Below are 18,939 nucleotides of genomic sequence, written 5' to 3' on the forward strand. Positions count from 1 at the left end.
GTTGGCAAGGAGCCCCCTTCTGCCTTTAGTTACTTTGGAACTGTGGTTGCTTTCCTATTTCGCGTCGGACCAGGTTATGCCGGTGCTGGCTTCGGCGATGAGGGGTACGCGGAGGTCTACTACGTGCTCCATGACGTCGCGGACCATGGCGGTCAGGCGCTCGACTTCGTCGACGGGGCACTCAAAGTCCAGTTCGTCGTGCACCTGCAAGATCATGTGGGCGGCAAAGCCCTCTTCTTCCAGGCGGCGGCTTACGCGGGCCATCGCGATCTTGATGATGTCGGCCGCAGTGCCCTGCATGGGATGGTTCATGGCCGTGCGCTCACCAAAGCCGCGGAGCTGTGGGTTTTTGGCCTTGAGCTCCGGAATATGACGCCGGCGACCGTACATGGTCTCGGCGTAGCCCGTCTGCTTGGCGCGCGCCACCACGTTGTCGAGGAACGTGCGCACGCCCGGGTAGGCCTCGTAGTAGCGATCGATCATGCCACGCGCCTCGGCCATCGAGATGTGCAGCGACTGCGACAGACCGTACGCCTGCTGACCATACACAATGCCAAAATTCACGGCCTTGGCGCGACTGCGCAGGTCGGGCGTTACCTCGGACACGGAAACGCCAAACACGCGCGCGGCCGTCTCGGCATGGAAGTCCTCGCCCTCGTTAAAGGCGCGCACCAGGTGCTCGTCACCCGAGAGATGCGCGAGTAGACGCAGCTCGATCTGCGAGTAGTCCACCGCCAAAAAGACGCTGCCCTCGCCTGCCGAAAACGCCGTCTTAACGGTACGGCCCAGCTCAGAGCGCGTCGGGATGTTCTGCAGGTTCGGGTCGCTCGAGGACAGGCGACCCGTTGCCGTGATGGTCTGGTTGTACGTGGTGTGCACGCGACCGTCACCACGGCGCAGCGGACCTAGCGTGTCCAGATAGGTCGACTTAATCTTGGACTTCTCACGCCAGTCCAAAATCAGGCGCACGATTTCGTGGTCGCGCGCAAGGTCGCTCAGCACTTTGGCGTTGGTCGAATAGTACCCGCGCTTGGTCTTTTTGAGGCCCTTGGTCGGAAGCCCCATAACGTCAAAGAGCACGTGCGAGAGCTGCATGGGACTGCCGATGTTAAACGTCTCATCACCTGCCAGGTCGCGAATGCTGCGCTCGACCTCGGTGATCTGGGTCGCCAGGCCCTCGGACAGGCTGTGCAGCCGGTCGGGATCTACGAGCATGCCCGCGCGCTCCATCTTGGCAAGCACCGGCACGAGCGGCATCTCAATGCCATCGAACACGTTGGCGGCGTTCTCGCGGGCCATGCGGTCGCGAAGCGGCGCCACGAGTGCCAGCGTCAACGCCACGGTACGGGCAGCAGGAGCAGGAGCGTCCTCGCCAGCACCATCCGCACCGCGCGCCGCAGGCAGCGCCATCTGCAGATAGGTATCGGCCAGATATGCCTCGTCAAACTCGGAACGGTCGGAATCCAACAGGTACGCGGCAACCACGGTATCAAAGATGCGCACGGAATCGACTGCCAGCGGGTCCATGAGCTCGGGCTCAGAAGAATCGATGGGCGAAAGCTCATGCAGCAACGCCTTCATGTCCGGGCTCGCCACGCGGCCCTCCATAAACAGGCGCGCGAGCACGCCAGCGATAACGCCGTGGACAGAATTGAAGCCCCCGACAGCGGCAGGCGTGCCGTCATCGGCTTCCTCGAGCGAAAAGAGTCCCTTGGACGTCGCCAGCCACAGCGTACGCGTCAGGCCAAAGAGCGCACCCTCCTCCTTGTCATCGTCCACCACGGCGGCGACCCACTCGCCCGCATCAATCGCGCGAGAGATCTCGGCCGCCACAGCAGCAAGCGCCTCAGCATCGCCGGCGGCGGCACGCGAAACCGCGGGTATCTCGAACGCGCTGGCAGCGGGCACGACCCCGCCCTCGCCGCCAATCAGCGCCAGGAAGCGGTTCTGCATGGCCGTAATGCCAAGTGCGCCCAGCGCCGCGGACACCTCATCGGCAGAAAACGATGGGAAGGACGTCGCGTCAAAGTCGAGCTCGACAGGTGCATCGGTGCGGATGGTCGCAACCTTGCGGCTCAGCAGCGCATCGTCGATGTGTGCACGCAGGTTCTCGCCCATCTTGCCCTTGACCTCGTCAGCATGCGCAATGACCTCGTCCAAGCTGCCGTACTGCGCGATGAGTGCGCTCGCCTTTTTGGGGCCGATGCCCGGTACGCCGGGAATGTTGTCCGACGTATCGCCCTTCAGGCCGTAAAAATCGGGCACGAGCGCCGGCGTAATGCCGTGATACAGGTCGTCCACGCTCTCGGGCGTCATGATCGCCACGTCGGACAGGCCCTTGCGAGTCGAGACCACGTTGACGTGCTCGGTCACAAGCTGATACATGTCACGGTCGCCGGTCACCAGCAGCATGTCGCAGCCGGCCTCCTCACCCAGGCGCGCCATGGTTCCCAGAATATCGTCGCCTTCCCAACCCTCGGACTGCAGAATTGGCACGTTGATCGCCGTGAGCAGCTCCTTAATCATGGGAAACTGCGCATGCAGATCGGGGTCCATGGGCGGGCGCTGCGCCTTATACTGCGGCAGCATCTCCATGCGCACGCGCGGCTTGCCCTTGTCAAACGCCACGACCACACCGTCGGGGTTAAAGGCATCGATCATCTTAAGAAACATGTTCAGAAAGCCAAAGATCGCGTTGGTGGGGCGACCGTCCGGCGCGTTCATGGTCGGCGGCACGGCGTGGAAGGCGCGGTGCATGAGCGAGTTGCCGTCGATAACGGCAAAGGTGCGGCGCTTGTCAGACATATTGAATACCTCGCTTTGGACTGGGCACGGCTTGCTCACTCCAGTTTACACGCTCCCCGCCCCGCGGCCACCGCGCATCAAGCTCCCCCGCCACCGTGAGCCCGCGCGTGATACGATGGCTCACGGTACAACAACCAGCACGATCGATCCGAAAGGAGCCTGCGTCATGGAGCGTCCCTGCGCATGGAAAAAGTACACGCCACAGCAAATCGAGGAGCTCGAGGAGCTTTGCCGCGGCTATAAGCAGTTTTTGAGCGAGAACAAGACCGAGCGTCTGTGCGTCAAGACCGGCATCAAGATGGCCGAGGAGGCGGGATACGTCGACCTGGAGACCGTGATCGCCGAAGGCCGCGAGCTCAAGGCAGGCGACAAGGTGTACGCCGCCAACCACGGCAAGGATCTTATGCTCGTCAACCTGGGCACCGCCCCGCTCGAGCAGGGCTTTAACATCCTGGGCGCCCACGTGGACTCGCCGCGCCTGGACCTCAAGCAGAATCCCGCCTTCGAGGCCGGCGACATGGCCTACCTCGACACGCACTACTACGGTGGCGTCAAGAGCTACCACTGGGTGGCCTCCCCGCTCGCACTCGTGGGCGTCATCTGCAAAAAGGACGGCACCACCGTCGACATCAACATCGGCGACAAGGCCGACGATCCGGTCTTTACCATCTCCGACCTGCTGATCCACCTCTCGAGCGAGCAGATGTCCAAGCCCGCCAAGGACGCCGTCGACGCCGAGATCCTCGACGTGATCGTGGGCGGCCGTCCCGTAAAATTTGACGAGGACGACAAGGACGCTCCCACCGAGCCCGTCAAGCAGATGTTCCTGGATATCCTCAAGGAGCAGTACGACGTCGAGGAGGAGGACTTCCTCTCCGCCGAAATCGAGGTCGTGCCCGCCGGCCCCGCCCGCGACATGGGCCTCGACCGCTCCATGATTTTGGGCTATGGCCACGACGACCGCGTCTGCGCCTACCCCTCCATGCTCGCCCAGATCAATGTGGCCAACGTGGAGCGCACGAGCATCACGCTCATCGTCGACAAGGAGGAGATTGGCTCCGTGGGCGCCACCGGCATGACAAGCCGCTTCTTCGAGAACACCGTCGCCGAGATCATGACGCTCGCCGGCGAGGGCAGCCCGCTGGCCCTGCGCCGCGCACTCGCCCGCAGCCGCATGCTCTCCTCTGACGTATCCGCCGGCTTCGACCCGGGCTACGCCGGCAAGTTCGAGACCAAGAATGCAGCCTTTATGGGTCGCGGCCTGTGCTTTAACAAGTACACGGGCAGCCGCGGCAAGGGCGGCTCCAACGACGCCGACGCCGAGTATATGGCCCTCATCCGCGACATTATGGACGAGGCCGGCGTGGACTTCCAGACCTGCGAGCTCGGTCGCGTCAACGCGGGCGGCGGTGGCACCATCGCCTACATCATGGCCAAGTACGGCATGAACGTCATCGACTCCGGCGTTGCCGTCCTGTCCATGCACGCCCTGTGGGAGGTCGCCAACAAGGCCGATATCTACGAGGCCTATCGCGGCTACAAGGCCTTCATCGAGCGCGCCTAATCAACCCTTCATCAGTTGCGGTGAGATACGGACTAAACTGGCCCATAAACGGCCAAAACAGACCGTATTACACCGCAACTTCCTTTTTGACAGAGGAGAGGCCATGCTGCAGGTCATCATTTCGCCCGCCAAGCAGATGCGCGCGGCCCAAGATGCTTTTGAAGTCCTGGGCATTCCACCCTTTGTGCGCGAGACGGCTCGCCTCCACCGCGCACTGCTAGATATCGAGCGGAATGAAGGCAGCGGCAGCCTGCAGACGCTGTGGAACGTGAGTAACAAACTGCTGGGGCCCTGCCTCAACACCCTGCATGAGTTCGAGCCCATCTTGCAAAACGGCGATCTCGACAATCCCGCACTCGCCCGTCACCTCTCCCCTGCCGTCATGTCCTATCACGGCATTCAATACCAAAGCATGGCGCCCGAGGTGATGGATTCCGCACAGCTCGCATGGCTGCAAGACCATCTGTGGATCCTCTCGGGCCTTTACGGATGCGTACGCCCCTTTCATGCCGTTGAACCGTATCGGCTGGAGATGGGCGCGAAGCTTGCCGTCGACGATGCCCGAGACCTCTACGCGTTTTGGGGCGACAAGCTCGCACGGGTCATCGCTCCGGCAGGCTCCAACGCCACGATCGTCAACCTCGCCAGCGCGGAATACGCCAAAGCCGTTCTGACCCGCCTCACCACCGACGCCACGGTCGTCACATGTCTCTTTGGCGAAGGCATCCGCAACGGCAAGCCCATCCAACGCTCGACCGCCAGCAAAAAAGCGCGCGGCTCCATGGTGCGCTGGATGGCAGAAAACAAGTTCGAGGATGTAAGCGGGCTCACCGCGTTCGACGTTGGTTATCGTTACTTTCCCGAGCTTTCAAATAAAAACACTTTGGTCTTCCTGAACGAACAGGCCTTGTAGGACTAACGCTTCTTTTGAATGTGCTGCCTAGGCACGGCGTCTATTCCGCCAGGCCGTCGGCTTTTGCAATCTCGCTCGTCGAGCCATCTTGGTAGGTAACCTTAACGTGCTCCACCTCGGACGCCTCAACACCCGACGGAGGCTCCAGGCGCCATTCCGTCAGGGCTATATCCATGGTCGTGGGTACATCCCCCTGATCTTTGAGCTCGACCGACAGCGTCCTAAGCGACGCATCGAAGGTCACACGCTCGATCTCTTCACCAGGAATGGAACCACCACTCAGCTGCAGTTGCACAAACTTGTCGCGCGGATACCAATAGTCGCCCGGCGCGGCAACGGTATTGCCACCCGCGACCTTCGCCGTCATAATCGGCAGGCTATCGTCCGCCTCAAACGTCCAGGAAACTCCCCCACGCCCGCCAAATGTCCAGATACAACAGGCAATCACCATCACGACAAGAATCGCGAAACCAATTGCGACCAGCCCATGATGGGCGCGGCTCTCCTCGGCCGACACATCCCACTGCGTCTCTCGATACAGATGCTTGTCTTCCATGTTCGCCTCCCCGCGGGCATGCTCGTCGCGTCAATCGTACCCATTCGAGCTATACTTGAGCCCACCACATAAACGGGGAGCTTGCAGGACAAGACGGCAGGCTGAGACTGGGCGCGCCCGCCCTGACCCGCAAACCTGATATGGGTAATGCCAACGAAGGGAGCCGTGCCAATGAGCACACAGACCGAGCCCAAGCTCGTCACGCAAATCGACTTCGCCCGCGCCGGGCAAATCACACCGCAGATGAAGGAGGTTGCCGAGCGCGAGCATCGCGACCCCGAGTACATCCGCGAGCGCGTGGCCGACGGCCGCATCGCCATTCCCGCCAACATCGTGCATATCAAAAAGGGCATGCGTGCCTTTGGCGTCGGCGAGGGCCTGTCTACCAAGGTCAACGTCAACCTGGGCATCTCGGGCGACAAGGCCGATGCCGCCGAGGAATGGAAGAAGGTCAAGATCGCCGAGGACTTTGGCGCCGACGCCATCATGGACCTCTCCAACTCGGGCAAGACGCGCCAATTCCGCCAGCAGCTCATCGACGAGACGCCGCTCATGGTGGGCACCGTCCCCATGTACGACGCCATCGGCTACATGGAAAAGCCGCTTGTCAAGCTTACCAAGGACGACCTGTTCGAGGTCGTGCGCGCGCACGCCGAGGACGGCGTGGACTTTATGACCATCCACTGCGGCATCAACAAGTCGGTCACCAAAACCTTTAAGGAGACCGGCCGTCTCATGAACATCGTCAGCCGCGGCGGCTCACTGCTGTTTGGCTGGATGGAGGTCACCGGCAACGAGAACCCCTTCTACGAGTACTTTGACGAGCTGCTCGAAATCTGCCACGAGTACGACGTGACGATTTCGCTCGGCGACTCCTGCCGCCCGGGCTGCCTCTACGACTCCAACGACGCCACCGAGACCGCCGAGATGATCGAGCTGGGCAAGCTGTGCAAGCGCGCTTGGGCCGCCGGCGTCCAGGTCATGGTCGAGGGCCCGGGTCACATGGCGCTCGACGAGATCGCCGCCAACATGAAACTGCAGAAGCGCCTGTGCCACAACGCCCCGTTCTACGTGCTCGGGCCGCTGGTGACCGATATCGGCGTGGGCTACGACCACATCACCGCAGCCATCGGTGGCGCCATCTCCGCGAGCTCGGGTGCCGACTTTTTGTGCTACGTGACACCGGCAGAGCACCTATGCCTGCCTAACGCCCAGGATGTGCTCGACGGCCTCATGGCCACCAAGATTGCCGCACACGCCGCCGACATCGCCAAAAAGGTGCCCCACGCCCGCGACATGGACGACAAGATGGGCCAGGCACGCCGCAAGCTCGACTGGGACGCCATGTGGAAGTGCGCGCTCGACCCGGTCACCGGCAAGAAGCGCTACGAGGAATCCCCTGCTGCCACCGAGGGCACCTGCACCATGTGCGGCAAGATGTGCGCCGTCCGCACCGTCAACAAGGTGTTCGAGGGCACGACGATCGACCTCGGCATGGAGGACTAACTCGTCACCGGACCCATAATCGGCCACAAGGCGTTCGTCAATTGTTGACGTGTGAACATTTTCTTACTTTTACGTAAAGATTGCACCACCCGCCCGGGATCGGCATACAGCCGGCCCGGGCAACTTTATAATGTGGGCAGGAGACCCATTTGAATCCGACCGAACAAGGGAGCGAACATGGATCGCAGCAAGGTACCAGCCGTTCTATCCATCGCAGGATCCGATTCCAGCGGCGGTGCCGGCATTCAGGCCGACATCAAGACCATCACGGCGCACCGCCTGTATGCCGAGACGGTCATCACGGCCATCACCGCACAGAACACCCTAGGCGTCACCGCCGTGCAGAACATCTCCCCGGATATTGTCGCGGCGCAAATCGATGCCGTTTTTGACGATATCCGCCCCAGTGCCGTCAAGATCGGCATGGTTTCTTCTGCCGAGATTATCGAAGTCATAGCCGACCGCCTGAGCGCCTGGGACGCACAAAATATCGTCGTCGACCCCGTCATGGTCGCCACTTCGGGTGCTCGTCTCATCGCCGAGGACGCCGCCGAAGCGCTTACACGCCGCCTGTTCCCGCTGGCGACCGTCATCACGCCCAATATTCCCGAGGCCATGGCGCTGCTCGACTACGAGGTCGATTCCGAGCGCACACAGCAAAACGCTGCCATGCTCCTCACCCGCCGCTTTGGCTGCGCGTCCCTCGTTAAGGGCGGGCATTTTGTCAACGAGGCCAACGATGTGCTAGCAGAGCCCGCGCCGCTCGATGACGAGGGCAACCACCTGGGCGATCCGCTCACCACGTGGTTCCGCCACAAGCGCATCGAGACCGCCAACACGCATGGTACCGGCTGTACGCTTTCGTCCGCCATCGCCTGCGCGCTGGCCCAGGGCATGGATCTTGCCGATGCCGTCAACGCCGGCAAGGCCTACCTAACCGGCGCTCTCGCCGCCGGCCTGAACATGGGCAAGGGCTCCGGCCCCGTCAACCACATGTGGCAGTACTAAAAAGCCAGCAGCCAAAACCACCGCACAAACCACCGCAAAGGCGCCTGTCCCTTTGTGGTGGTTTGGGGTCGCGCTACTGACCGAGCATCTCTTGGAGCTTGGCTGCCACGGCGTGGCCCAGGTTCTCATGGCTTTCGGGCATCATGTGCAGATAATCGATATCGCCCGGCTCGGCAAAATCGGCGGCATTCAAAAAGTCGCAGCCAAACTGCTCAGCGACATACGCATAGTATTCGGCAAAATGCTCCGAGGCCTCGACGGAACGCTCGTCAAAGTCGGTCATGTACACATCGGCGATCTGCGGTTTAATCTTGATAGGCGCCATCAGCAGAATGCGCGGGCAGGGCGCAGCGTCGGTCCACGGGAACGCGCGGACGGCGCGAATCAGCGCCATGGCGCCACGGGCGATATCGGAAGCTGTCACGTTAAAGACCGTCTTGCAGTCGTTGGTGCCCAGCATGATCACAATGGCGTCCAGCGGCTTATGGGCCTCGAGCAGCATCGGCAACGCGCGGATGCCGTTGAGATTAGTGTCCAGATGACACATATCGTCGCGCACCGTTGTGCGGCCGTTTAGGCCTTCCTCAATCACATGCCAGCCCTCGCCCAGGTCGCGCTGGGCCACGCCGCACCAGCGCACATCGTGCGCATAGCGCACCGCGGTGCCATCGCGCATGCCCGCCGGATCGTAGCCATAGGTATTGCTGTCACCAAAGCACAGGACGTTTTTCATCGCAAACCCCTCCTTCAGCAAAAAGCCGACGGGAGCAGCCCCTCCCGCCGGCTCGACCTATCTGTCAGCGCGCACCGATTACAGATACTTGCGCCAGTCGTCATCATCCTCGTCGTCCTCGGCAGCGGCATGAGCCTGCTCGGCGGCACGGGCGGCCGCGGCACGGGCGGCAACCTGGGCATAGGACTCCTCGTTGCGCTCGGGGAAGCTTGCCAGCACGTGCTCGAACTTGGCAAAATCCTCGTCCCAGCGCGTAGAGGGCACGGCAAAGAAGACCTGCTTGACCTTAAAGTCGCCCGATGCGAGCTCCTTGCGGAAGAGCTCGGCCACGGCCTCGGCGTCAAAGCCGTTGTTGTCACAGCCCCAGGCGCCCAGCACGAGCTTCTCGCGACCAAGCTCGTCGCAGATGGCCAGCACAAAGCGGATACGATCGCGCAGGGCGTCCAGCAGGGCATCGTCACCCACGCGATACTCCTGGCGAGCGCGCTTGGCGTTGGGCGCAGCGGCAACGATCACGTCGGCGTACGCATGCACGTGGTTACGGTCGAAGCGCACCGCAGGCACCACCAGCGCGCGGTTGCGGTACAGCTCACAGTTGATGTTGCGGCGACGGTTCTCGCCGTACCATTTGCGCTGCTTATCGAGCACATTGTACAGATACGAATCGGCACAGAGCGTGGCCTCCTGACCCAGATAGCCCTGGATGTAGCCACCGCCCGGGTTGGTGAACGAGGCAAAGGCGAGCACGGCCATGTCGCAGAACTGCGCGTAGCCTCGGCCGTTATCCAGAATGGCCTGCGTGGCAGAGGCGTCGAGCACGGTGACCTCGGGCAGGACCGGAGCGGGCTCCTCGGCAGCAGGCGCGGGCTCGGTCTCCGTGGCTTCCTCTGCGGGCACAGGCTCGGCCACGACCTCGGTCTCGGCAGGCGCAACCTCGGTGGCCTCAGACTCATCGGTAACCTGCTCTTCGGCAGCAGCCACCTGGGCCTTAGCCTTCATCGCCGCGACAAATCCGGCAGGCATGCCCTCGAACTCGCGCACGCCGGCAAGCGAGCGCTCGATATCCTTTGCGCACGCTTCGGACACAGTCGCCACGTGACGCTCGGCGGCCTTGGCACGGGCCTCGCGCTTGGGATTGGGCTGTCCCGCGCGGTTGGGCCTACGGTTACGGTTCCTGTTGTCGACGTCTGCCATAAGTGGTCACCTTTCTCGGTCGCTGCCGCTATCGGCTTTTCCCATCCATGATACCCCGCCGCGTACAAAAAAGGCGGCCCCGAAGGACCGCCTTTCGCATCGATTTGCGCGCGGCAAGCACCGCTGCAATCTGGCACTAGTCGCGACGACCAAGGATGTTCAGAATGCGCAGGAACACGTTGATAATGTCCACGAACAGGTTGGACGCCATGAGCACGGCGTTGGGCAGCGTGGGCGGCACCGTCGTGGCCACATAGGTGTCGTAGCCAATAAAGCCGGCGAACACCACAATCACGATCAGGTCGGTGATGGTCTGCGAGACGCCCATGAACATCAGCACGATCTCGACCAGAATCGTGGCAAGCAGAATGCCAAAACCAATGCCGTACACACGCTGGAAGAATTTGGGGAAGGTCACGCCCAGTGCGCCAAAGACAAAGGTGATGGCGGCAGTGGCGATAAAGGCAGTGTTGATGGTGGGCAGGTCGTAGTTGGCAAGGCCAAACGACGCGGTCAGACCAAAGGTGCTCGCAAAGATCGCGTAACCCGCGAGCGACAGGCCCACGGACTGCTTGCTGGCGGCGGCCGACATCATGACGATGCCGACAATGGTCAGGATAAACGAGCCAAAGACCAGCGGCAGGGCGGCGCCACTCATCATCATGCGCGCAAACGACATGGTGCCCGTAAAGTAGGCGCCAGCGCCCATAGCGCAAAAACCCAAAAAGATCAGGGCAGACATGGCAAGGTTGTACGCGCGCGGCGACATCTCCTTGGCACGGCTTGCTCCGGTCTCGATGGGGCCGTTCTGATAGCCCTGGATATCGTTCATAATTTCGTCCTTTCAAAAAGCGCCGCGACAGCGCCGTAGGTGACAAGATTCCTGCCATTGTACCCGAATGGCGCGCGCTCTTACCCGCGGCGCTCACTCTCGAGTGTGCGGTCGAACGCCCACACCCACCACCGCATCAGATGAGCCTGCGAGCCATCCGGTCGCTCACGCGCCTGGTCTTCCAGATACAGCTCGGTCGTATGTCCGCCAAAACGAACCTTATAGGTTGCCGTACGAATGCCGTGAACCGTCAGGCCAAAACCGGTAGACGAGACAATCTCGTCAATCGTAAAGCAGCGACCGTCGACCCAGCAGACGGTAACCGGCACAACTTGTCCGCCCGCGAGGATGCGGGCCACGACGTCCACATACTGCTTGTGCACGCGCCGAGTTTTGCCATCTGTCTGTCGATATTCCATGCCCCTATTATCGAACGCATGTTTGCATATTGTAAAGCGAACAGACTGTGGTTTTGGGGTGTCGGAGCGAGCGCACGTGTCCTCACGGCGTGTTAGCAAAAAGAACACCCGCGGTCAACAGGGCTAATATTCAATTTTAGTGCCAAAAAATTCACTTCTCCCGTCAGAACTCGGTAAAGAAACCCGCAGGAGGTGATACGATTTATCATGTTTTTGTAACGTTTCTGCAAACTTCGAGAAAGCCCATATATGGACGTAACGTTCTCAGCCTTCCTCGGCCAACTTGTTTCGAACCCAGTCCTTGCCGTCACCGTGTTCCTCGCGCTCGGCGCCATCTTCGTCAACGGATGGACCGACGCGCCCAACGCCATCGCGACCTGTGTCACCACGCGTTGCATGCCCGCCCGCGCCGCCATTCTCATGAGTGCCGCGTTCAACTTTTTGGGCGTGCTCATCATGACGCACTTTAATGCCAGCGTTGCCAACACCATCTCCCATATCGTCGACTTTGGCGGAAACAGCACCATGGCGCTCGCGTGCCTCTGCGCGGCCCTGTTCTCCATCGTCGTCTACGGCGCCACGGCATCGCGTTTTGGCATCCCCACCTCGCAGAGCCACAGCCTCATCGCCGGCCTGACCGGCGCTGCCATCGCCCTCGGCGGCGCCAGCAGCGTCAATGTCCACGAGTGGATGAAGGTCATCTACGGCCTGGCGCTCTCCATCGGTCTGGGCTTTGTCATGGGCTGGGTCCTGTGCAAGCTCGTCTCGATTCTTTTCGCTGCCGCCAACAGGCGACGTGCCAACGTCTTCTTTAAATATGCTCAGATCGCGAGCGCCGCGGCCATGAGCTTTATGCACGGCGCGCAGGATGGACAAAAGTTCATCGGCGTGCTCTTTTTAGGTGTCGCCTTTGCCAACGGACAGACCGGCGTCGGCGACGCCGGCATCCCCATCTGGATCATGCTGCTGTGCTCGGCCACCATGGGCATCGGCACCAGCGTGGGCGGTGAGCGTATCATCAAGTCCGTCGGCCAGAGCATGGTTAAGCTCGAAAAGTATCAGGGCTTCTCTGCCGACCTGGCAGGAGCCGCAAACCTGCTGCTTGCCACGCTCACCGGTATCCCCGTGTCCTCCACGCACATCAAGACCTGCGCCATCATGGGCGTCGGCGCCGTCAAGCGCCTCTCGGCCATCAACTTCGGCGTGGTCAAGGACATGATGTTCACGTGGTTCTTCACCTTCCCCGCCTGTGGACTCATCAGCTTTGTCATGGCCAGGCTGTTCATGATGTTCCTCTAGTCAAACCGAACGTCCATCCGGACCGCATTACCTCGCCCACCCGTCTTCGCCCCGAAAGGATCACTCATGGCAAAGAAACCCGATTCGTTCTACTTTGACAACTACGTCGCCTGCGCCGACTTCGCCGTTCAGGCAGCCGAGCTGCTCACCAAGATTTTTGAGAACTTTGACCCCGCGCAGATCCACGACATGCTCGAGAAGATGCATGCGATTGAGCATGCAGCAGACAAGAAGCACCATGAGCTCGAAGACGCCCTGCTCACGGCCTTTATTACCCCGCTTGAGCGCGAGGACCTTAACCTCATGAGCTGCTCGCTCGATACCGTGCTCGACCGTATTGAGGGCGTCGTGCAGCGCCTCTACTTCACCAACATCCAGAGCATCCACCCCGATGCCATCGTGATCGCCCACAAGGTGACCGACGCCTGCCGCGCCATGAAGGACCTGATGGTCGAGTTGCCCAACTACCGCAAGTCCAAAACGCTGCGCGAGCTCGTCATCCAGATCAACACCATCGAGTCCGAGGCCGACGAACTCTACATCAACGCCATGCGTAACCTGCACGTCAACGGCAAGGACCCGCTCGAGGTCATCGCCTGGCGTGACGTGTACGCCTTCTTGGAGTACTGCGCCGACTGCTGCGAGAATGTGGCCGATGTCGTGGATTCGATTGTCATGAAGAACAGTTAATTGGGGGTATGCGTCCCACCGGCGAAGGCCCGGCACCTATTTGCTTTCTCTCTCCGGCTGCACGGCAGAGTCGTTCGAAAGTAAATAGGTGTCGGGCCTTCGCCTTGCGTACCGCCATTGGGAACTTTGGCTGATTGTTTTAGCGCAATGGGGGTTTGGCTGAAGGGACCTTTGGTACCCGCTCGGACACTTTGGCCCTTGGTGAGCGTTTGACTGATTGCTGCTTTGGGTACTCTTTGGATTACTTTGGGTTTGTTTTATTTTTAATTGTTGGAGGGCTTGTATGTCGTATTTGGATCTGGCTCGGTCTCGGTATTCTTGTCGTTTGTTTGAGGATCGTTCTGTTGAGCAGGCTGTGGTGGATACCATTGTTGAGGCTGGGCGCATTGCTCCTTCTGCTTGCAATAATCATCCAACCCGTGTGATGGTGTTGGATACGCCTGAGCTTCTGGAAAAGGCAGCTGCTTGTCAGCCTCGGTTTGCTCGTGATGGGTCCATCTTTGGCGCTCCGCTCATCTTCCTCGTTTGCAGCGTTACCAACGATGCTTGGGTGCGTCCCTATGACCAGATGAACTCCAGCGCTATCGACACCTCGATTGTTTGCGATCAGATGATGATGGAGGCCGAGGAACAGGGCCTGGGAACGTGCTGGGTATGCCATTTTAAGCCTGAGCTAGCCCGCGAGCAGTTCAACCTGCCCGAGGGCGTTTATCCCTACCACATGCTCGTCTGCGGCTATCCCGCCGACCATATCGCCGACCCCGAGCATCGCGAGGCCCGCACCATTCCCCTATCCAATTTCCTCCTCAAGTAGTTTTTGGCCCATGTCCTAAAATCTACCTTTTACCGCTCAAACGTTCGCCGAGTTCTGCCCTATCGCACGCAGAGCTCGGCGTTTTGTTTCCCAACCCGTATACAGCTACAAAAAAGGAGCTCGCAAGCGCGAGCTCCTTTTAAGGGGCTAGATTGTAGTTTTAGCGCTAGTCCAGGTCGTCCGCGGCAAAGTTGTCAATCGGGGCGAAGGGGTCGGCCACGGGGACAACCGGATCAGCGACAGGCAGTGGCTCGGCGGCAGGCATGGTCACGGCAGGAGAAGCCGCAGAACCGACCGGCGTAGAAGCCAGCAGATCGGCCGGGAAGGAATTCTGAGCATCGTCCATAAAGTGCTGAATGAGCTTGAGATACTCGGCCTTGAACTCCTCGCGGGAAGCCTTCAGACGGTCAATCTCCTCGAGCTCGGCCTGCTTCTCGGTCAGGGCCTGACGGATGACCTCGCGGGCCTTGGCGTCGGCCTCGTTGCGGATGCGGTCAGCATTCTCGTTAGCGTCGTTGACAATCGCCTCGGCGGTCTGCTGAGCCGCAATGAGAGCGGCGGAAATCTGACGCTCCTGAGCGGAGAAATCGGGAGCGGGAGTGGCGACAGGGGCAGCCTGAGCGGCAGAATCCTGGGCCTGCGCAAGCTGAGCCTGCGTATCGGCAAGCTGCTGCTCGGTGGCGGTCAGGCGACCCTTAAGATCAACGATCTTGGCAAGCATAGCGTCGACCTCGGAGGACAGGGTCTCCAGGAAGACGTCGACCTCGGCGGGATCGTAGCCGCGCTTGGCCTCAGAGAAGGTCTGAGCCTGGATGTCAGCAGGGGTAATAGCCATAACAAGTTCTCCTTTATCATCGCCTTGGCGCTAAGCGCCCGACATAGGTTACTGAGCCAGTCCTATACGAGTATACCTATAAGTAGCTGCAGAATGAGCTTCTGCACCAACTGCAACGCAATAATCGCAACGACCGGTGAAAAATCGATACCGCCCATCGGCGGCATAAACCGGCGAAACAGGTTGAGCCAAGGGCCGCAAACGCTGTCGAGCACCGCCGCGATATCCTGTAGCAAACCACCCTGCTTCATGGGAATCCACGTCATAAAGCAGTAGACCACAATCAACGTGGAATAAAAATTAAACAGCGTGTTGACAAGCTGAACGATGGTGTAGATGTTGATGGGAATCTCCTCGCCTTGTCATTACTTGAGATAGCCGTCGGCGCGAAGCTTCTTAAGATCCGAATCCTTGACCTCGCAGCCGGCGGGCAGCACCATAAACACGCGGTCGCCCACTTCTTTGACCGAAGCGCCCAGGCCGCAGGCAAAGCCATAGCTAAAGTCCAGGACGCGTTTGGCGACCTCGGTGCGAACGCCCACAAAGATCAGCGCGACAGGCTGCTTGGTACGCACGCGGCGCACGACCGTCTCCACGTCGTCATAACTCTCCGGACGAAGAACGTAGGCCGGCAACTGAGGCGTGGCGTTGATGATATTGCTCGCATAGGCAGAGGCATCGCTCGGCGTTGAAGCAGGAGCGGGCACAGCGGCAGCGCGGACCCGAGCGTTCTCGGCGTAGCTTGACGGCGTGTCATAGGCGCCGGGACGATAACCGCCCGCAGCGGCATCCTGAGAGCGCGAAGGCGGATTGTACGTCGTAGCGTGACGGGAGTCGTCGCCGATCAGTTGACCGGAACGCGTGTACACAGCAACCGACTCAGCCTCTCCGCGGCGTGTCTGCCCCAGCAGTCCATTGCTCGGTTCATCTTGCGTGTAGAAGCCCTCGCCCGAAGCACCGCTGTAGCCGTTGTTCTGATAGCCGTCGTCATAGCCGTCATCGTAACCGTAGTCATCATCCTGGCCATAACCCTGGTCATAACCCTGCTGGCCGCCTAGGTGCATTTTATTTTTAATTTCGTCAAGGAAACCCATGGTTGTGTCCTCTCACGGTCTAATGCAGGCGCTCTGATAATCAGCGCGCACTTCAGGCTCTTATTTTACTTCAAACTCCGGGCTAAATACTACCCTGCCCAGGCGAACAAGCGTCGAGCCTTCCTCAAGGGCGGGCTCAAAGTCCTCGCTCATGCCGCAAGAAAGCTCAGGCAGACACAGATCGGGGTGTGCCGTCTCCAGCTCATCCCTCAACTCACGCAGCCCGGCAAAGGTGCGGCGCGCCACATCCTTATTCCCCCGGGGCGCCATGGTCATAAGCCCCTGCACACAAATTCCCTCAAGCTCCGCAAGCCCGCCAGCCGCGGCACGAACCTCATCGGGCGAAAAGCCGCCCTTGGACTCCTCCCCGCTTACATTAACCTCTATCAGCACCCGCTGGGGAGCAGAAAGCTCGCCCGCCTCAATCTTGCGGACGGCACGGCTCGAGATAGCCTGCGCCAAATGAAGCGACCCCACCGAATGAATCAGCTCGGCCGCACCCAGCACCGCATTGATCTTGTTGGTCTGAAGATTACCGATCATATCGAAGCGCACCTCGGGCAGCTCCAGATGCTCCGCCAGCCCCGCAAGCTTGCGAACAAGCTCCTGCGGACGGTTCTCGGCAAAATGACGATACCCTGCCTGGATGGCGGCAACGGTCTCATCGACGCCAACGGTCTTGGAGACGGCAATCAGACGTGCGGCATTGTGTGGACGCCCCGCGCGATCGAGTGCGGCATAAAAGCGTTCGAGAATCTGCTCGCGGCGAGCGCGCATCACGTTCAAATAATTATCCATTGCCAATCGCCTCCGCAGACAGACGTACAAGTAGTCCCATGCTAACGCAAGAGCGCGGCCCTGCATGTGCAAGGCCGCGCTCACTTAGGTATTTACAATCTTTCGACGAACGGAGCTACCCTACTCCTCGTCATCCTCGGTATCGTCCTCGTCCTCGAGGTGCTCGAGCAGGTAGCGAAGACCCTCGCTCACCTCGTTAGCGGGCACCTTGGCAACAAAGCGCGCATCGACAGCGGGCCTCATGATGACGCCCTCGCCCGAAGGCACGCGCATGCTCTCGAGCTCATCCTCGTCCGTACGGGCGATATCGCCGGCGTTCATGCGCTGGCCGGTCAAAAGGAAGGTCAGACGGCAGGCGGCATCGATGGAAATCGAGGCGATGCGATCGAGGTAGCGCGAAACCATGATGGCGCGGCGCAGATCGTCATAGTTGCTGTCGTCGTCCATAAACTCGCCCGCGTCCATGCGGTTGAAGGTACGGAAGAACTTCTCATAGGCCGCATGCACCGGCTCGTCCTCGACGGCCAGGTTGCAGATGATGGACATGTCGTTGGTGACGAGCGCGGAAAGCGACGAGCCCAGCACCTGGTATACGGCTTCGGCCTCGGCCTCAACCGTACCGACGAGCTCCTGGGGCAGCGAGATATCGGCCTTGACCATATGACGCGTGGCGCGGCAGATCTGGCGAACCTTATCGGTCATGCGCTGCAGGTTAAAGTCGACGTAGATGATTGTCTGCAGCAAGCGGAAGTCGGAGGCGACCGGCGACTGCGTAGCGATCAGGTTGTAGCACACGGCCTCCAAGTTGGCGCAGCGCGCGTCAATCGAAAGCGTGCGCTTCTTGGTCTTGGTGGCGAGCTTGCGGTCGTCGGTCACATAGGCCTTCACGGCGTCGTGAAGAGCCAGGTCTACAGCCTCGTAGATGCTCAACATCTCGTGACGAGCCTCGACGAGCTGACGGGAAAACAGTTTGCGCATGGTTCACTCCAATCAGTTGGGTGCGGTCATGCCGCCCGCACAGTGAATACGCACCGGACCAGGTCCGATCGGCTTGGGACTAGTCGTACCGATCAGCCAAAGCGGCCGGTGATATAGTCTTCCGTCCGCGAATCCACCGGGCTGGTGAAGATCGCGTCGGTTTGACCATACTCGATGAGCGTGGCGGGCTCGCCGGCAACCTCCTGCAAGAAGAAGGCGGTGTAGTCGCTAATGCGAGCTGCCTGCTGCATTGAATGTGTGACGATAATGATCGTCATCTCGGGCGCCAGCTCGGCCATCAGATCCTCGACCTTGGAGACGGACGTGGGGTCGATGGCGGAGCAGGGCTCGTCCATCAGAAGGACATCGGGCTGCACCGCGAGCACACGCGCGATGCACAGACGCTGCTGCTGACCGCCCGAAAGCGCCAAACCATCCTTGTTGAGCTGATTGGATACCTCTTTCCAGAGGTTGGCGCGCTTGAGCGATTCTTCCACGATGTCATCGAGGTCGCTTTTGCTAGTCACGCCCTGCAGACGAGGGCCAAAAGCAACATTCTCGTAGATGGATTTAGGGAACGGGTTGGGCTGCTGAAAAATCATGCCCACGCGGCGGCGAAGGTCGACCGGGTCGACGCCCTCGGCATAGATATCGTTGCCGTCGAGCGTCATGGTGCCCTCGACGCGCGTGCCCTCGATAAGGTCGTTCATACGGTTGATACAGCGCAAAAACGTCGATTTGCCGCAGCCCGAAGGGCCGATAAACGAGGTAATGGCGTTTTTGGCGATGTTGAGGTCGAGACCCGTCAGCGCATGAAAGTCACCGTACCAAAAGTTGAAATCCTTGGCCGTGATGGCCGCTTGCTCCAGCGTGGGAGCGGACTGATAGACGGACATGGGAC

19 protein-coding genes are annotated in these 18,939 nt (G+C 60.4%); 7 read left to right on the forward strand and 12 right to left on the reverse strand.

Annotation, left to right across the window (positions count from 1 at the left end):
* Positions 1 to 54: 54 nt before the first annotated feature.
* Positions 55 to 2,805 carry a DNA polymerase I gene (gene polA, locus ACQRAP_RS01530; protein ID WP_427794723.1) on the reverse strand — a complete coding sequence of 917 codons (2,751 nt, stop codon included), beginning with the start codon at positions 2,803 to 2,805 and terminating at the stop codon, positions 55 to 57.
* Positions 2,806 to 2,971: 166 nt separating this feature from the next.
* Here polA and ACQRAP_RS01535 point away from each other — a divergent pair, with 166 nt between their 5' ends.
* The gene (locus tag ACQRAP_RS01535; RefSeq protein ID WP_427794724.1) at positions 2,972 to 4,369 is read left to right on the forward strand and encodes an aminopeptidase; all 1,398 of its coding nucleotides are present in this window, start codon (positions 2,972 to 2,974) and stop codon (positions 4,367 to 4,369) included.
* 103 nt (positions 4,370 to 4,472) lie between these two features.
* The gene (locus tag ACQRAP_RS01540) at positions 4,473 to 5,282 is read left to right on the forward strand and encodes a YaaA family protein (RefSeq protein ID WP_427794725.1); all 810 of its coding nucleotides are present in this window, start codon (positions 4,473 to 4,475) and stop codon (positions 5,280 to 5,282) included.
* A gap of 40 nt (positions 5,283 to 5,322) precedes the next feature.
* Here ACQRAP_RS01540 and ACQRAP_RS01545 read toward each other — a convergent pair whose 3' ends face one another.
* Positions 5,323 to 5,838: a hypothetical protein gene (locus tag ACQRAP_RS01545; RefSeq protein WP_154515290.1), complete on the reverse strand. Its 516-nt coding sequence runs from the start codon at positions 5,836 to 5,838 to the stop codon at positions 5,323 to 5,325.
* Between the two features lie 171 nt (positions 5,839 to 6,009).
* Between ACQRAP_RS01545 and thiC the strand changes: the two genes are divergently transcribed.
* A complete protein-coding gene (thiC, locus tag ACQRAP_RS01550) occupies positions 6,010 to 7,344 on the forward strand; it encodes a phosphomethylpyrimidine synthase ThiC (RefSeq protein ID WP_099431544.1) in 1,335 nt (444 codons plus the stop codon).
* A gap of 177 nt (positions 7,345 to 7,521) precedes the next feature.
* The gene (thiD, locus tag ACQRAP_RS01555; protein ID WP_154515288.1) at positions 7,522 to 8,352 is read left to right on the forward strand and encodes a bifunctional hydroxymethylpyrimidine kinase/phosphomethylpyrimidine kinase; all 831 of its coding nucleotides are present in this window, start codon (positions 7,522 to 7,524) and stop codon (positions 8,350 to 8,352) included.
* A gap of 73 nt (positions 8,353 to 8,425) precedes the next feature.
* On the opposite strand, the gene ACQRAP_RS01560 is transcribed toward thiD, so the two are convergent.
* From ACQRAP_RS01560 to ACQRAP_RS01575, 4 genes are all read right to left on the reverse strand, one after another.
* A complete protein-coding gene (locus ACQRAP_RS01560; protein ID WP_427794726.1) occupies positions 8,426 to 9,085 on the reverse strand; it encodes an SGNH/GDSL hydrolase family protein in 660 nt (219 codons plus the stop codon).
* A 78-nt stretch (positions 9,086 to 9,163) separates the two neighbouring features.
* Positions 9,164 to 10,279 (reverse strand): TIGR02452 family protein, encoded by a 1,116-nt coding sequence (locus tag ACQRAP_RS01565; RefSeq protein ID WP_427727605.1) that lies wholly within the window; start codon positions 10,277 to 10,279, stop codon positions 9,164 to 9,166.
* Positions 10,280 to 10,415: 136 nt separating this feature from the next.
* On the reverse strand, positions 10,416 to 11,111 hold the full coding sequence (locus ACQRAP_RS01570) for a Bax inhibitor-1 family protein (RefSeq protein WP_154515280.1): 696 nt from the start codon (positions 11,109 to 11,111) through the stop codon (positions 10,416 to 10,418).
* Positions 11,112 to 11,191: 80 nt separating this feature from the next.
* Positions 11,192 to 11,530 carry a hypothetical protein gene (locus ACQRAP_RS01575; RefSeq protein WP_154515278.1) on the reverse strand — a complete coding sequence of 113 codons (339 nt, stop codon included), beginning with the start codon at positions 11,528 to 11,530 and terminating at the stop codon, positions 11,192 to 11,194.
* A gap of 249 nt (positions 11,531 to 11,779) precedes the next feature.
* Between ACQRAP_RS01575 and ACQRAP_RS01580 the strand changes: the two genes are divergently transcribed.
* From ACQRAP_RS01580 to ACQRAP_RS01590, 3 genes are all read left to right on the forward strand, one after another.
* Positions 11,780 to 12,829 (forward strand): inorganic phosphate transporter, encoded by a 1,050-nt coding sequence (locus ACQRAP_RS01580; RefSeq protein WP_427719222.1) that lies wholly within the window; start codon positions 11,780 to 11,782, stop codon positions 12,827 to 12,829.
* A gap of 66 nt (positions 12,830 to 12,895) precedes the next feature.
* Positions 12,896 to 13,519 carry a DUF47 domain-containing protein gene (locus tag ACQRAP_RS01585; protein ID WP_427719219.1) on the forward strand — a complete coding sequence of 208 codons (624 nt, stop codon included), beginning with the start codon at positions 12,896 to 12,898 and terminating at the stop codon, positions 13,517 to 13,519.
* Positions 13,520 to 13,802: 283 nt separating this feature from the next.
* Positions 13,803 to 14,333 (forward strand): nitroreductase family protein, encoded by a 531-nt coding sequence (locus ACQRAP_RS01590; RefSeq protein WP_427747776.1) that lies wholly within the window; start codon positions 13,803 to 13,805, stop codon positions 14,331 to 14,333.
* 166 nt (positions 14,334 to 14,499) lie between these two features.
* On the opposite strand, the gene ACQRAP_RS01595 is transcribed toward ACQRAP_RS01590, so the two are convergent.
* The 6 genes from ACQRAP_RS01595 to pstB all read right to left on the reverse strand — a co-directional run bounded on the left by ACQRAP_RS01595 (position 14,500) and on the right by pstB (position 18,934).
* Positions 14,500 to 15,168, reverse strand: coding sequence for a DivIVA domain-containing protein (locus ACQRAP_RS01595; protein WP_154515270.1), 669 nt, complete (start codon positions 15,166 to 15,168; stop codon positions 14,500 to 14,502).
* A gap of 62 nt (positions 15,169 to 15,230) precedes the next feature.
* Positions 15,231 to 15,518, reverse strand: coding sequence for a YggT family protein (locus ACQRAP_RS01600; protein WP_427727642.1), 288 nt, complete (start codon positions 15,516 to 15,518; stop codon positions 15,231 to 15,233).
* A 15-nt stretch (positions 15,519 to 15,533) separates the two neighbouring features.
* Complete coding sequence (gene sepF / locus ACQRAP_RS01605) at positions 15,534 to 16,262, reverse strand: cell division protein SepF (RefSeq protein WP_154515266.1); 729 nt, start codon at positions 16,260 to 16,262, stop codon at positions 15,534 to 15,536.
* Positions 16,263 to 16,322: 60 nt separating this feature from the next.
* Positions 16,323 to 17,060, reverse strand: coding sequence for a YggS family pyridoxal phosphate-dependent enzyme (locus ACQRAP_RS01610; protein ID WP_427794727.1), 738 nt, complete (start codon positions 17,058 to 17,060; stop codon positions 16,323 to 16,325).
* A 120-nt stretch (positions 17,061 to 17,180) separates the two neighbouring features.
* Complete coding sequence (locus ACQRAP_RS01615; RefSeq protein WP_427719211.1) at positions 17,181 to 18,038, reverse strand: phosphate signaling complex PhoU family protein; 858 nt, start codon at positions 18,036 to 18,038, stop codon at positions 17,181 to 17,183.
* Positions 18,039 to 18,130: 92 nt separating this feature from the next.
* Positions 18,131 to 18,934: a phosphate ABC transporter ATP-binding protein PstB gene (gene pstB, locus ACQRAP_RS01620; RefSeq protein WP_089571588.1), complete on the reverse strand. Its 804-nt coding sequence runs from the start codon at positions 18,932 to 18,934 to the stop codon at positions 18,131 to 18,133.
* Between the last annotated feature and the right edge of the window lie 5 nt (positions 18,935 to 18,939).

The organism is Collinsella sp. SGI.180, assembly GCF_050313455.1.
Lineage (GTDB): Bacteria > Actinomycetota > Coriobacteriia > Coriobacteriales > Coriobacteriaceae > Collinsella.